The organism is Streptomyces sp. Y7 (genome assembly GCF_043195415.1).
In the GTDB taxonomy this organism is placed as follows: domain Bacteria; phylum Actinomycetota; class Actinomycetes; order Streptomycetales; family Streptomycetaceae; genus Streptomyces.
The window spans coordinates 44,208-58,314 of record NZ_JBIDDQ010000005.1 but is presented as its reverse complement, the minus strand read 5'-3'; the positions used below and the strand labels follow the sequence as shown (position 1 = coordinate 58,314).

The 14,107-nt window shown below is 68.8% G+C and carries 15 protein-coding genes; all 15 read right to left on the bottom strand.

Features of this window, described 5'->3' with window-relative positions:
* Window position 1: 1 nt before the first annotated feature.
* Window positions 2-379, bottom strand: a complete 378-nt coding sequence (locus ACGFW6_RS15830; protein ID WP_393508994.1) for a cupin domain-containing protein — start codon at window positions 377-379, stop codon at window positions 2-4.
* A 70-nt stretch (window positions 380-449) separates the two neighbouring features.
* Entirely contained in the window at window positions 450-779 is a 330-nt protein-coding gene (locus ACGFW6_RS15825) for a TcmI family type II polyketide cyclase (protein ID WP_393508991.1), read from the bottom strand.
* A gap of 30 nt (window positions 780-809) precedes the next feature.
* Entirely contained in the window at window positions 810-2,345 is a 1,536-nt protein-coding gene (locus ACGFW6_RS15820) for an amino acid adenylation domain-containing protein (RefSeq protein WP_393508988.1), read from the bottom strand.
* A gap of 47 nt (window positions 2,346-2,392) precedes the next feature.
* A complete protein-coding gene (locus ACGFW6_RS15815; protein ID WP_393508985.1) occupies window positions 2,393-2,851 on the bottom strand; it encodes an SRPBCC family protein in 459 nt (152 codons plus the stop codon).
* On the bottom strand, window positions 2,851-3,102 hold the full coding sequence (locus tag ACGFW6_RS15810; RefSeq protein WP_393508983.1) for an acyl carrier protein: 252 nt from the start codon (window positions 3,100-3,102) through the stop codon (window positions 2,851-2,853). The genes ACGFW6_RS15815 and ACGFW6_RS15810 overlap by 1 nt, the downstream gene beginning before the upstream one ends.
* A gap of 33 nt (window positions 3,103-3,135) precedes the next feature.
* Window positions 3,136-4,185, bottom strand: a complete 1,050-nt coding sequence (locus tag ACGFW6_RS15805; protein ID WP_393508980.1) for a methyltransferase — start codon at window positions 4,183-4,185, stop codon at window positions 3,136-3,138.
* Window positions 4,182-4,463, bottom strand: coding sequence for an acyl carrier protein (locus ACGFW6_RS15800; RefSeq protein ID WP_393508977.1), 282 nt, complete (start codon window positions 4,461-4,463; stop codon window positions 4,182-4,184). The genes ACGFW6_RS15805 and ACGFW6_RS15800 overlap by 4 nt, the downstream gene beginning before the upstream one ends.
* A 70-nt stretch (window positions 4,464-4,533) precedes the next feature.
* Window positions 4,534-6,423: a BTAD domain-containing putative transcriptional regulator gene (locus tag ACGFW6_RS15795; RefSeq protein WP_393508974.1), complete on the bottom strand. Its 1,890-nt coding sequence runs from the start codon at window positions 6,421-6,423 to the stop codon at window positions 4,534-4,536.
* A gap of 179 nt (window positions 6,424-6,602) precedes the next feature.
* Window positions 6,603-8,387: a BTAD domain-containing putative transcriptional regulator gene (locus ACGFW6_RS15790; protein WP_393508971.1), complete on the bottom strand. Its 1,785-nt coding sequence runs from the start codon at window positions 8,385-8,387 to the stop codon at window positions 6,603-6,605.
* 37 nt (window positions 8,388-8,424) lie between these two features.
* Window positions 8,425-9,246: a BTAD domain-containing putative transcriptional regulator gene (locus tag ACGFW6_RS15785; RefSeq protein WP_393508968.1), complete on the bottom strand. Its 822-nt coding sequence runs from the start codon at window positions 9,244-9,246 to the stop codon at window positions 8,425-8,427.
* A gap of 153 nt (window positions 9,247-9,399) precedes the next feature.
* Complete coding sequence (locus tag ACGFW6_RS15780; RefSeq protein ID WP_393508965.1) at window positions 9,400-9,561, bottom strand: hypothetical protein; 162 nt, start codon at window positions 9,559-9,561, stop codon at window positions 9,400-9,402.
* A complete protein-coding gene (metF, locus tag ACGFW6_RS15775; RefSeq protein WP_393508963.1) occupies window positions 9,539-10,408 on the bottom strand; it encodes a methylenetetrahydrofolate reductase [NAD(P)H] in 870 nt (289 codons plus the stop codon). The genes ACGFW6_RS15780 and metF overlap by 23 nt, the downstream gene beginning before the upstream one ends.
* Window positions 10,409-10,487: 79 nt before the next feature.
* Window positions 10,488-11,471 (bottom strand): carbohydrate kinase family protein, encoded by a 984-nt coding sequence (locus tag ACGFW6_RS15770; RefSeq protein WP_393509878.1) that lies wholly within the window; start codon window positions 11,469-11,471, stop codon window positions 10,488-10,490.
* Between the two features lie 104 nt (window positions 11,472-11,575).
* Window positions 11,576-13,078 carry an FAD-dependent monooxygenase gene (locus tag ACGFW6_RS15765; protein ID WP_393508960.1) on the bottom strand — a complete coding sequence of 501 codons (1,503 nt, stop codon included), beginning with the start codon at window positions 13,076-13,078 and terminating at the stop codon, window positions 11,576-11,578.
* A 109-nt stretch (window positions 13,079-13,187) separates the two neighbouring features.
* Window positions 13,188-14,021: a BTAD domain-containing putative transcriptional regulator gene (locus ACGFW6_RS15760; RefSeq protein ID WP_393508957.1), complete on the bottom strand. Its 834-nt coding sequence runs from the start codon at window positions 14,019-14,021 to the stop codon at window positions 13,188-13,190.
* Window positions 14,022-14,107: the final 86 nt, after the last annotated feature.

Sequence of the window (14,107 nt, the reverse complement as noted above, 5' to 3'; positions counted from 1 at the left end):
GTCACTGCCCCACGACCGGCGGGGTCGCCGTCGGGAACGGCGGCTTCTCCACCTCGACGTGCCCCTCTTCGGGGCTGGGTGCGAGCGGCGACATCTGGAAGACGATCAGCGCGGTCTCGGTGCCGCGGTTCTCATAGCGGTGCGAGCCGAACTTGGGCACCAGCATGGCCTCGTTGGCGCGCGCGACGATTTCCTCGCCGTCGATCCGCACCACGATCTCGCCCTGGGCGACGAACATGAACTCTTCGGAATACGGGTGGTAGTGCTCGGCGATGAATTCGCCGGGCTCCAGGGTCATCGTTCCGAGAAATCCGGAACTCGCCCCGACCGACTTCGGTGTCAGCAGCGGACGTATGGTCCCGCCCAGCCGCGTGCTCACCGGTGCGTCCTGCATGGAGATCTTGACCGGACCCGACACAGGGGTGCTCTCCTTCTTCCTACGGGGCAGGTCAGGCCTGCCAGCGATAGAACTCTTCTGCCTTGGTGGCCTTGAGGTTCCTGAACTCGGGTGAGTAGGGCGTCAGGAAGTCGGCCAGGGCGTCGCGGGTCTCGACGAACGCCCTGTCGTCGCGGGCGGCGAAGATCCGGTCGGTCAGATCCTCGTGAATGTCGTCCCGGGCCTCGACCATGTGCACATACAGACCGTGGAACCGATAGAGGTACCGGCCGGCGACTCCGATGTCCTGCGGAAGGCCCGTCGCGTCGTGCGCCTTCCAGATCTTCGCGACCTCGTCCGCGTCCTGCGGACGCATGCGGTCGATGAAGAGAACTCGCTGCATTGTCTTGTTCTCCGTTCGTCTGCCTCGCCGTTATTCGCCTGCGATTTCCGCGCTGATCGCGTTCCGGTCGACCTTCCCGTTGGAGTTCAGCGGGAGCTGCGGCCAGAAGGTGACGGACCGGGGCACCATGTGCTGAGGGAGCCGGGAACGCAGCAACGTCAGCAGCTCGTCTCCGTCGCCTCCGGAACCGGTGCACACCGCGTGCAGCACGACCGGCCCGTCGCCGGCCCGCACGGCGACCACGATCGCCTCGGCCACTCCCTCGTGACCGCGCAGGACGGCCTCGATCTCGCCGAGTTCGACCCGGTATCCCTGCACCTTGACCTGATGGTCGAGGCGGCCGAGGTGGACGAGGCAACCGCCGTCGTCACGGACCCGGTCACCGGTGCGGTACCAGGCGTCTTCGGGTGGGGTCGCCTCGTGTTCCCACACCGTCGCCCTGACACCGTCGTAGGTGAGGAACCGTCCCCGGTTGTCGCGGGGGTCGAGATATCCGCCGAACCGCTGCGCGCCACGGACGCAGAGTTCTCCCGTCTCGGCCGGGAGCCCCTCCTCCCCCACGACGAGGGCAGTAAGCCCCGGATACACGGTGCCCACCGGCACGGTGCCGTTGCCGGGCTCGGGCCAGGCGGCAGGGTCGGGGGGAAGCCGGAACTGAGCACAGCTGAGGGTGAGTTCGGTGGGGCCGTACAGGTTCTCCATGGTGCTGTCGGGCGCCGCCCGCCGCCATGCCGCGGCCTGCTCGACGGTCAGCTGCTCGCCGCAGAACAGACTCCAGCGCAACCCCGGCATGGAGTTTTCGCCCAGTCGTCCCAGGCGCTGGGCCACGGAGATCGCGGACGGCACCGAGAACCAGTGGGTGATGCCGCGCCCGGCCACGAACCGTGCGGGCGAGAGCAGTTCACCCCGCGAGGGCACGACGAGCGTGGCGCCCGATCCCCAGGTGGCGAACAGGTCGAAGACCGACAGGTCGAAGGTGAGGTCGAAGTTCTGCGTCACCCGCGCACCGGGGCCGAGTCGATAGCGCGGAATGACGTACCGCAGGTACGCGTCGACGTTGCGGTGGCTCACCGGCACGCCCTTGGGCGTCCCGGTCGACCCGGAGGTGAAGAGGATGTACGCCGCTTCCCCGGCATCGGGCCGTCGCCGCCGACGCGGTACGGAAGATCCCTGCGGGACGGTCCCCGCCGGTGACGGGTCCGGTACGAGCACGGGTGCCGGCAACCCGGGATCGGCGTCCTGCGCGATGATCGCGTCCAGGTCGGCGTTGCGCACGATCCGCTCGTTGCGGGCCGCCGGAAAGGACGGGTTCAGCGGTACGACGGTCGCGCCGAGCCGGAGGGCGGCGAGGTAGCCGGCGTAGGCCACGAGCGACCGGGAAGCGTACAGGCCGATCCGCCGGGGTTCGCCGGCACACCTGCCGAGGATGTCCGCGGCGAAGCCGTCCGCCGTCCGGTCGAGTTGCCGGTACGTCAGCTTCCGGCCGCCGACTTCGAGGGCGACCGCGTCACCGTGCCGGGCCGCGGACTGCGCGAACCACTCGTGCAGCGTTCGATCCTTCATCATCTTCCCCTCCAGACGCCCTCAGGGCAGCGCGGCGCGTGGTCGCCGGCTCAGACCGCCGCCGCGGCGGCCGCCTCGACCTTCTTCTTGATCACATCCATCTGGATGCGTGTGTTGTCGTTGATGCGCTTGGTGATGGACGCGTCGTCGAAGGGCGCCTCGGGCTTCGCCTCGAACTCCTGGCGCCAGCGCATCCTCGTGCCCTCGCCCTCGGACTCGTACGTCCAGTGGATGCGCATGTACACGAAGGGCCCGGTCTCCACGCGGTGCGCGCGTACGGAGCGCGTCGCGATGTCGGTGGTGCGCTCGCTGACCCAGCTCCACACCGTGCCGTCGTCGTCGGGGACCATGGTGAGCCGGAAGCGGACGGTGGGCCCGTCCTCGTGGAGGACGTCGACCGAGGCGTATTCGGTGAACAGGCCCGGCCAGGTCCTGACGTCGTTGGTCAGCCGCCACACCACGTCCAGGGGGGCGGCGATGTATACCGAGTTGTCCGTGCTGCTCGCCATCAGCTTGCCTTCCTCAGCTTCGAGTTCAGGTGGTCGAGGATCTGGTTGACGCTCCACGCGTGCGCCTCGTCGGGGAGTTCCGTGCCGTACGTCTCGGACACGGCCTTCTGCAGCTCGATGAGTCCGATGGAGTCGACTCCGAGGTCGGCGAGCGAGACGGGTCCCGCCGCGTCGACGGTCTCCGGTTCGAGGCCGATGTTGGTGGTCAGGATGTCGTGCAGCGTCGAGCGGGATACGCCTGTCGGCGCCATGCGTGCCTCCGTGGGCTGGGCTGGTTGCGGGTCTCAGACCGGCTTGCACTCGAGCAGGTCCCAGTGGTAGATCGGCTCGTTCAGCAGCTCGAATCCGGTGCGGGCGAACAGCTCGTTCCAGTCGTCGAGCGTGCGCTTGCGGCCGCCGTGCAGCACGAGCATGTCGATGTCGAGCAGCTTGCCGTGATCCCACTCGTTGCCGGGCTTGAGCACGGAGTCGACGATCAGCAGACGCGCCTTCGTGTCGTCCCCGATCGACTCGCGGATGTTGCGCAGCGCCCGCTCGGCCTCCTCGTCGGAGAAGCGCATGAACACGGCCTTGACGAAGTAGCACTCTGCGCCGCGGGGCACCGGGTCCTTGAGGAGGTCACCGCCGACGATCTCGGCGCGGTCGCTCACTCCGTGATCCGCGAAGACCTTCTCGCCCTTCTTCGCCATCCAGGGCAGGTCGAACAGCTGCGCCGTCATCTGCGGGTAGCGCCGCAGGGCTTGGGCCAGGAAGAAGCCGTCGCCGCCGCCGAGGTCGGCGATGCTGGAGAAGCGGCCGAGCTCCCAGTGGTCGAGTTCCTCCTCCGCGAACTGCTTGGCCCAGTAGGTCTGGAACTCGTCGCAGAACCGGTCGGCCTCCGGGTGCTCCTCCAGGTACGCGTTGAACGTCGTGCCGAAGGTCCTCTTGAAGGCCGGCTCGCCCGTCCTGAGGCTGTGCAGGGTGTCCTCGAAGGGACGGGCGGTGAGCTCCATGTGGTTGTAACGGATCAGCGGGAACACCCCGTGCGGGTTGTCCTGGGTCAGCGACTTCGTGACGGGAGTGGAGCTGAAGACCCCGGTCGGCCCCTCGGCGAAGATGCCGAGCATGGCGGTGGCCCGCAGCACCCTCTGCAGCGCCTGCTCATCGGCGCCCGCACGCTCGGCCAGCTCGGAGATCGGCAGCGGGCCGCCTTCGAGGAGGTCGGCGACGCCCAGCTCCGCGAGCGCGTTGACGATCTGGAACAGTCGCCCGCCCGAGGCGAGCAGTACCAGCTGCAGGCCGTACAGATCGTTCGGAAGGAACTGCTCCGCGGCAGTCTTCTCGACCTCACTCACGACGAAACCTTCTTTCGGTTGCCACTCTGGGAACGGATTACTTCGTTGACCTTCTCGATGACGGCACGGGGTGTTTTCAACGCGTCCACGGCCTCTTCGGCGAGATCGATGCCGTACTCGTGCTTGATGTGGCTCAGAACCTCCATCAAGGCAACCGAGTCATAACCGAGGTGAGTGAAGAGGACGTCGACGATGTCACCGTCCAGCGCGCCTTCCTCGGACTCTCCGGCGTAGGTTCGCGTGAGATCCACCAGGTCATCGAGGGTGAATTCCCGCACGCTCTGTCTCCCCTCAACAGCCCGGTTCTTCTTTTCCTCTGATTCCTTCGAAAGAGCGTGACAAAGACTTCTAGAGAAGCCCTGACGATGCGGTGAAGGCGGCTGATGCGCAGCTGGGGGCGGCCTCGTCGAGGAGCGCCGCCGTGAGGTCGTCCGGCCCCTGCTGCTGAACGAACAGACGGGTGAGTTCCATCAGTCCGTAGCGGGTGCCGGCCCCTCCCCCGTCCGTGTGGGCCACGACGAACCGGGCGTCGTAGAGCCGCTCGAGCGCGTCCTCGGCCTCGACGGCGTCCAGGCCGAACGACCGCGTGACGGCGTCCACCGTGAAGGTTGTTTCCGGGGCACGGCTGAGGGCCCGCAGCAGGTGACGGGCGACCGGGTCCAGGCATTCGTAGGCATGCTCGAGCCTGCCGGACAGGTCGGCGCTGCCACTCCTGAGCACCTGCAGGCGGAGCCTTCGATCCGTCATACGGTCCACGGCGCGGCGCAGCGGCATGCGCGAGGGCAGCGCCAGCAATGAGCCGACGGCATGCACCGCCAGCGGAAGGCGGTCGCAGTGGTCGGCTATCGACCGGGCCATCGCGCGGTCGCGGGTGTCCCACGTGCAGCCGGAGACCCGGGACAGCAACTCGACAGCGTCGGCGGCCGCGAGGGGGCCGATCTCCATGTTCCGCGCCCCGCTGAGCGCATACAGCGGAGAACGGCTGGTGATCAGTACAGCGCACCGCGGACCCGCGGGGAGAAGCGGACGCACCTGCTCCGCGGACGGGACGTCGTCCAGCAGGATGAGCACAGCGCGGTCCGCGCACCAGCTGCGGAACAGCTGGCTGCGGCCGGTCAGATCGTCCGGCATCTGCTCGGGCAGGAAGCCTATGCCGCGCAGAAAGGAACCGATGACGGAACAGGGGTTCGGAGGCAGACCACTGCGGGCGGTCAGACTCCCCTGGAAGCAGGCGAAGAACTGGCCGTCGGGGTACCGCTTGCGCAGCGAGTGCGCCACCCGTACGGCGAGTGCCGTCTTGCCCGCGCCGGCCATCCCGCTCAGCGCGGCGACCCGAGGGCCGGGACCGCCGGGCACGGTAAGGATCTGCTCCAGCCGTGCCGTCTCCGCCTGCCTGCCACAGAACTCGCGTATGTCGGGCGGCAGTTGGGCCGGAATCACGGTCAGCGGGACGCCGGCCCGGTTGACCGTGTGATCGAGCTCCGGGTCACCGGCGAGGAGGGATCGATGGATCCGCTGAAGGCCCGAGCCGGGCTCCAGCCCGAGCTCCTGGGCCAGGGCGGCCCGCAGCTTACGGTAGACCTCCAGTGCCTCGTGGCGCCGTCCGGCCCGATGCAGGGCCAGCATCAGCCGGCCGTGCAGGCCCTCGTGCAGAGGGTGGTTGACGGTGAGGGCCCGGAGCTGGGGAAGCACATCCAGTTCCCGGCCGAGCTGCAGATACGCCTCGATGCGCAGCTCGATCGCCTGCATCCGGGCCTCTTCGAGCTGGACGGCGTAAGCCTCCAGGAAGGGCCCCTTGGGCACGTCGGCCAGAACCTCCATGGAACGCCAGACGGCGAGCGCCCGATCGAAACTCTCGATGGCCTCCTCGTGGTCGCCCGCTCTCATGGCCGCTTTGCCCGCCTCGAAGCGAGTCTCGAAGACGTGCACGTCGATGCCCTCGGCGGAACCCTTGAAGGCGTATCCGGCGGAATCCGTGGCCAGGGTGGCCGATCCCGCCTCCCCGCCCACCGCCCCCAGCAGCTTGCGCAGTTGGTAGATATACGTCTGCATCGTGGCCGAGACCGTGGCGGGCGGCCGGTCCAGCCAGAGTTCCTCGACGAATTGACTGATGGGGACGGTGCGTCCCCGGGAGATGAGCAGCAATGCGAGCACCGCGCGTAACTTAGGAGCAAGTACCAGAGGTTCGCCGCCCGCGTCCGGCAATGCTTCAAGATTCCCCAGCAACCGGAATTTCACTCGACCACCTCGACTGTGTCACCGGATTACCTTCCTGATGCCGGGACCACATACTGAGCGCAACATCAATGTTCCGTTCGGGCCCCCGTCCACTTGCCATCCTGCCGAATGTCTCTATACGAAAACGCGTCGACGCTATACGGCGGCTGGAGTGGGGCTCGCAGCGAAATCACCAGCGGTCAGATCGACTTCGCATGCTGTTCCCTCAGATACACGGCAAGGAATTCCGAGATTTTGTAGTCGATGGCGTCGGACCGGTCCCGCACGACGGCACGGACGGCCTGGGCATCCGCCAGGCTTTCCAGTAGGTCCTCCGCCTCGTGTTCCGGCAGGGCGAGGGCCCGTGCCGCTTCCGGGACCGAGATGCGGCGCTCGGTCAGAAACGCCAGCCGGGTCAGTGGGGCCAGGAGCTCCGCGGGCAGATCCCGGCACGCCCTGGCCAGGCCGGTGCGCAGATCCAGATCGGAGACGCGTAGCTCCTCCAGCCGGTTGCGGGAGGCGTCGCGGAGCCGTCGGACGAGCCGGTCCAGCGTCCAGTGAGGACGGGCCGCCAGCCGCGCCCCGGCGGCATGAACGGCCCCCGGAAGGTACTCGCACAGGCCCATGAGGTGCTCGGCCGCATCGGGTTCGGCAGCAACCCGCGGGACTCCGACGATCCTGCGCAACAGGTCCATCGCCTCCTGGGCGGTGAACTCGGCGAGATCGGCGCGGTGCGCGCCGCCCAGCGCGGCCATTCTGGCCCGCGCGGTCACGATGACCCGGGCCTGCCCGAGGCCGGGCAGCAGGGGGCGCACCTCGGCCTCGTCCGCGGCCCCGTCCACCACGACGAGGACCCTGCGGTCGGTCACGAGGGCACGGTAGAGCCCTCCGCGTTCCTCCACGGAGTCCGGCAGCGTCCCGTCCGGGTCCAGCGCCTCGACCAGGCGGCCCAGCGCCGCACGCGTACGGCCCGGCCCCGGGGGCATGCTGTCGACGTCGACGTACAGCTGTCCGTCGGGAAAGTCGTCCAGGCATCGGTGAGCGAGACGGACCGCCAACCCGCTCTTGCCCACGCCGACGGCACCGGAGATCACAAGAGGGCCGGATGCCGCCGGTCCAAGACGCCGGCCCAGCTCCTCGAGCAGGGCGTCCCGCCCGGTGAAGCCGGCGACGTCCGGGGGCAGGAGGCATGGGCGGGCGGCGCGCAGGCGCTGCCGAGGCATCGCGTACGCAGGGCCGGAAGCCCTGGCATCGAGATCGGGATCGGCGTTGAGTATGGCGTGGAACACCCGGTCGAGAACCGGTCCGCATCGCAGTCCGGCCGCTGCCAGCAGGTCACGTCCCCGCTGACAGGTCTCCAGTGCGTCCGCCTGCCTGCCGCACCGGTACAGCGCCGTCATGAGCTGGGCCCTGAGGCGCTCGCGCAGCGGATGCTCCTCCACCAGCCCGCCGAGTTCCGTGAGGATGCGGCTGTGCCCGCCCTGGGCCAGATCCGCGTCGACACGGTCCTCCAGCGCCGCCAGTCTGGCCTCCTCCAACCGCGGCCGCTCCGCGTCCACGAGGTAGTCGGTGGTCCCTCCCAGAGCCGGGCCGCGCCACATGTCCAACGCGGCCGCCAGGTGCGCGGAGGCTTCCGCGTGACGTTCCCGGCGGGCCTCCTCGTGCCCCAGCTCGACGCGGCGGCGGAACTCCCCGAGGTCCAGGGTCCCTTCGTGCGGGTGCAGGGAGTAACCGGCCCGGGTGCGCTCCACGTCGGCGTACGGGGCGAGGAGTTTGCGCAAGCGGGACACGTAGGTATGGATCTGCGCACGCCTGGTCCGCGGCGGCCTGTCGTCCCACAGCATGCTGCCGAGCCGGGCTTCGGACACGGCCCTGCCGTCGGCGAGGAGCAGAGCGGTCAGGAGCGTCCTCGGCTTGCTGCCTCCGAGTGGGAGCGGCTGTTCGTCGTGCAGGACCTCGACCGGTCCGAGCAGCTTGAATTGCATGTCACGTTCCCCGTTGGATCGCGGCTTGGGGTGGGTCTCAGGCCGCGTACAGGTCGAAGGTCGACGTGTGCCGCGGCCCCGCGGCGACGGTCAGCCTCGGGTCGACATCGAGGATGGCCTGGTGCAGCCGCTGCAGCTGGGGCGAGGGCTCGACGCCCAGCCGGTCGACGAGGAACCCGCGCACCCTGCGGTAGACGTTCAGCGCCGCTGCCTGCCGGCCGGCTCGGTACAGGGCGACCATGGCCTGCGAGTGCAGCCCTTCGTGCAGAGGATGGCGGAGCGTGAGTCCGGCGAGCTCGGCGAGCAGCTCGGTGTGGCGCCCCAGTCGCAGGTCGGCGTCTATGCGGCGTTCCAGGGCAACCAGCCTGGCCACTTCCAGACGTCGCCGTTCCACCTTCAGCACACGACCGCACGGGACGTCGGCAAGCACGGCGTCGTGCCACAGATTCAGCGCCGCCCGGTACGAGGCCGCCGCCTTCTCGTCGTCTCCGGCCGCGAAGGCCGCATGGCCGACGGCGACAAGCCGCTCGTGCTCGTGGACGTCGACAGCGGCCGGCGGAATCTGCAGGACGTAGCCGCCATGCCGGGTGGCCAGGACGTCCTTCGCATTTCTCGGCGCATCGGGCCCCATCGCCGCGTCCAGTCTCCTGCGCAGTTGGCAGATGTACGTCTGGAGAGTGGTCGACACGCTCCGCGGAGGTTCGGCTCCCCACAGTTCGTCGATGAGCGTCTGCGCCGGAACCATCTGGCCGGCCTTGAGTGACAGCAGGGCCAGCACCTGACGCGGCTTGCCTGCCGCGGGCACGATCGACGTCCCGTTCATTTCGGCGCTGAAGGGGCCCAGAATCCGTATGTTCACACTCTCCCCCAGACCTGGCGGTTACCACACTGAGTTGGTACGCACGTTCGGTTCTGGAACGGTAGCCCGGTCACCGGCCACATCCGGACTTCCTTGAGTATCTGTCGAGCGGGCGTCTATCCGTCTCCCAGAGCCTGTGCCGTAGGACTCCCCTCAGTCGATGCCCCGCACGATGTGCGTCTCTTCCTCCTCGTCCTCGTCGCCGGTGCAGGCAGCCCGCTGCGGGCGGAGCGTCGTCAAGTTCACGCCAGGCGGGTCCTGGTGGAGGCGGGCGGCCTCCTCGCCGGAGAAGTCAGTGGGCGTTTGCGAGGGCATGGACACTCCTTGAGGCCTGGATGTTCTGGTGGATCTCCAGCGTCGCGGTGGACCGGTTGAGCGTGATGTAGTGCAGACCCGGCGCCCCCTCGGCCAGCAGCCGCTCCGCCATGGCCGTGGCGTGCTCGACGCCGATGCGGTGACCGTCGGCCGGGTTGTCCCGGGCCTCGTCCAGGCGGCGCGCCAGGTCCTGGGGCAGACGCGCACCGCTCAGTTCGGCGAACCGGACGATCTGGCGGGCATCGGTGGCCGGCATGATCTCGGGGATGATCGCGATGTCGCAGCCCGCGGCCATGACCCGGTCACGCAGCCGCAGGTAGTCCTCCACCCGGAAGAACATCTGCGTGATGGCGTAGTCGGCGCCCGCCCGGCACTTGGCGACGAAGTGCCGGATGTCGCTCTCCCAGTCCGTCGAGCGCGGATGCCGCTCCGGGAAGGCCGCGACCCCGATGGTGAAGTCGCCCAGGGACCGCACGAGTTCGACCAGTTCCCGGGCGTACGTGAAGCCGTCGGGGTGGGGGAGCCACACACCGTTGGGATCGCCGGGCGGGTCGCCACGCAGGGCGAGCACGTCCCGGATACCCGCGTCGGCGTACTGGCCGATGATGTGCCGCAGTTCGGCGACCGAATGGCCGACCGCGGTGAGATGGGCGACCGGGCGCAGGGTGGTCTCGGTGGCGATGCGCCGGGTGACGGCGATCGTCCGGTCACGGGAGGAACCCCCGGCGCCATAGGTGACGGAGACGAAGTCGGGGCGCAGCGCCTCCACCCGGCGGATCGCCTCCCACAGGGTGCGCTCGCCCTTCTCGGTCCCGGGCGGGAAGAATTCGAAGGAGTACGTGGTCACCGCCCGCCTCCCGCGTGTCCCGCAACGTCGAAGCGGCTCGTCTCCCGGAGGGGCCTGGTGGGGCGTTTCCGTTCGCTTCTCATGCCACACCCGCCAGCAGGGGCTCGATCTCCCTGGCAGCCGCATGGCCGTAGGCCCCGTCGATCCGTGCGACGAGGTCCGCCGCGACCACCTTGTACTCCTGCGTGCCCACCGACTCCAGGACCAGGGTCGCCAGTGCACAGCCGAGGCGTGCCGCGTTCTGGTACGTCAGCTCCTGGGTGACTCCCGCGAGGAACCCGGCGCGGAACGCGTCCCCGGCTCCGGTCGGCTCCGCGATCGTTTCAGCCGGTACCGACGGAACCTCCACGGTTGCCGCATCAGCGGAGGCGATTGTCACTCCGTCGCTTCCTCGCGTGGTGACCCATACGCCGACCCGGCGCAGGACCTCTTGTGCGGCCCAGCCGGTGCGCTTCTGCAGCAGCCCGGCTTCGTACTCGTTGGTGAACAGCCAGCGAGCTCCGTCGACGAGTGTTCTGGTCTGCTCGGTGGTGAGGCGGGCGAGTTGCTGGGAGGGGTCGGCGGCCACGTCGACGTCGAGGTCGTGCGCGATCCTGGTGTGGCGCAGCATGGCCTGCGGGTCGTCGGCGCCGATGAGCACCAGGTCCAGGCCACCGGTGGCGCGCTGTACGTCGGCGAGGTCGATCTTCCCGGCCTCGGCCATCGCGCCCGCGTAGAAGGTGGCGATCTGGTTCTGATCGTCGTCCGTCGTGCACACGAATCGGGCGGTGTGCAGCGCATCGCTGACGCGCACCCAGGTGGTGTCCACGCCGGCGGAGCGCAGCAGGGCGTCGTGCTCGGCGAAGTCGAGGCCCGCGGATCCCACGAGCACGGGCCGCAGACCGAGGCTGCCCAGTCCGAAGGCGATGTTGGCGCCCACTCCCCCGCGCCGGACGTCGAGTCGGTCAGCCAGGAAGGACAGCGAGACGTGTTCCAGCCTGCCCGTGAGCAACTGCTCCGAGAAGCGCCCGGGAAAGGCCATCAGATGATCCGTTGCGATCGAGCCGGTGACAGCGATGCACACCACGGTTTCTCCTCGAACCCTGAGCCGATGGAAACATCAGCAAGGTTGGTAGGTGCCGCTGAGGACTCTCTGGAGAGCCGCTGTCACTGCCGTTTGCCGCGCCTTCACCACCGTAGGTAGCCCTCGACGGCGGCGGGGTCCATGGTGGCGAGTCCCACGTAACCGTCGGGACGGACGAGAAACAGTCCGCGCCTCGCATAGGCGCTGTGCACGTGGCCGTCGGTGTCGATGAGGTCCGCGCCGTCTCCCGGGCTGCCGACCCGGAAGGCACGGACTGTCGAACCGTCCAGGGCGGAGGCGGGCAGTGGCACCCCGCCGAAGGCGAGCAAGGTGGCGTGCGGGCCCTGGAAGACCTCGAAGAGGCGCGTCGCCCGACCCGAGGAGTCCGTGCACGGGGCGTCAGGGGCCCTGTCCCCCGCTTGAAGGGCATCTTCGGCCACCTCCGGCCGCAGGTCGAGGGAGAGTGGCCCGCCGCGGTAACCGAGTTCCAGCTGCTGCAAGTCCTTGCCCCGCCGGGTGTTCGCCTTCCTCTGAGACCCCCGGTAGGAACGGTGGATACGGGTGCTGGTTCCCAGAACGTCGGCGGCGACGGGCCGTCGCTCCTCCTCGTAGGTGTCCAGGAGGGCGTCACCCGCTCCGTGGCGGAGTACCCGTTCCAGCTTCCATCCCAGGTTGTAGGCGTCCTGAATGCTGGTGTTCATGCCTTGGCCACCGGCGGCCGTGTGGATGTGCGCCGCATCGCCGGCGAGGAAGACCCTTCCGCTACGAAAGCGGTCGGCCAGAGCGGCGTTGGCCCGGTGGACGGAGACCCATGCCAACTCCCGCAGCCGCAAGCACGATTGTCCCGTGCGTCGGGTGATCAGTCGCTGAACGGCGTCGAACCCGGTGTCGGGTGCCTCGTAGGTGGCGTCGAAGCGGGCCACGAGCTGGTAGAGATCCGTCCCCTCCAGCGGCCGCAGCAGGAACACTCCGCCCTCGGCGTCGGGCCACATGTGCCAGTGGTCTCGGTCGATTCCGTCCACGGCCACGTCGGCGACGAGCGCCGGGCTCGGGTCCACGACGTCCCCTGTGAGTGCGACTCCGATCGCCTTGCGGACCGCGCTGCGCCCTCCGTCCGCCCCGACGAGGTAGGCGGCCCGCACACTCCGTTCCGAGCCGCCGGAACGGCAGAGCCGGGCTGTGACACCGGCGGCATCCTGGTCCAGCCCTGTCAGTTCGGTGGAGTACCGTATCCGGCCGCCGAGTTCGGCGAGGCGGTCCGCGAGCAGTTCCGCCGTCCGCCACTGGGGCAGCATGAGTACTTCGCCGTAGGGGACGTGCGGGTCGGAAGGACGCCGTTCGACCAGGTCCCAGGTCCGCAGTCGGGTCTCTCCGTCCCAGGACAGCATCATCTGGCAGGGGCCGCCCGCGGCCCGCACGGCGTCCAGCACGCCGAGGTCCTCGAAGACCTCCTGGGTACGCGGCTGCACGCCGGTGCCGCGTGACCCTGGCAGGAGCCGGTCCTCACGCTCGACGACCACGCACCGGACGCCACGTCGTGCCAGATCGCATGCGAGTACCAGTCCGGTGGGGCCGGCCCCGACGATCAGTACCTCCGTCGCCGCCACGATCGCTCCTTCAGAGGAACCTGAGCTGTCGGCGACCAGCCTGTCGCCGGCAGCTCAGGTTCCTCTGAAGGACCAGGAAAGGGGGCGACAGCCACCTCATGGAGCGACGTCAGCAGGCGGTGCTGAGCCGGACGCCCTTGCGTTCCTCGGCGGGCAGCGCCTGGTTGTCGTCCGCGCCGGCCAGGAGGATGGAGCGTTGCAGTCTGCGCAGCCAGGCCGAGGGTTCCAGTCCCTTGCTCCGCACCAGGGTGTTGCGCAACCTCTGATAGGCATCGAGAGCCTCACCCCTGCGGCCCGAGCGGTGCAGGGCCAGCATGTACTGGCCACAGAGGGTCTCGTGGGTGGGATAGCGCCTGACCAACACCGTCAGTTCGGCGAGGAGCGACCTGTGCTGACCCAGCCGCAGTTCGGCCTCGATGCGCTGGTCCAGCGCGCACAGCCGCGTCTCTTCAAGCCGCTTGACCTCTGTCTCCAGCTGTTTGCCGGCCTGTATGTCGACGAGTGCGGGACCACTCCACAGAGCAAGCGCCTCCCGCAGATACCGGGAGGCCTCCGCGAAGTCACTTGCGTCCATCGCCGCGTATCCAGCGTCGGACAGCCGCTCGAACTCTCGGATGTCGCTGCTGCCGTCGCCGCTGCGCAGGAGGTAGCCGCCCGGAAAGGTCATCAGGACATCCTTGGCGGTGAGCCGGCTGCCTCCTGTCGAGTCCTGCAGCGCCGTCGTGATCAGCTCCCGCAGGTGCAGGACGTACGTCTGAACGGTGGTGCGCGCCGTTCGCGGAGGCTCCGCGTCCCACAGTTCTTCGATCAGCACGTCCATAGGGACGACCTGGTCCGCGCGTACGGCCAGCAGGGCGAGAACCTGCCGCGCTTTTGGTGCCGTTGGCGTGATCGAGACCCCGTTCACCGACACCGCCAATGTCCCCAGTATTTCGATGTTCACGCCATGTCCCCCTGTCGCTGCCGTCCGTGCGGTCGCCCGATGACGATCGGGTCCCCAGTGACCAGCTCATCGAAAAACAATCCGGA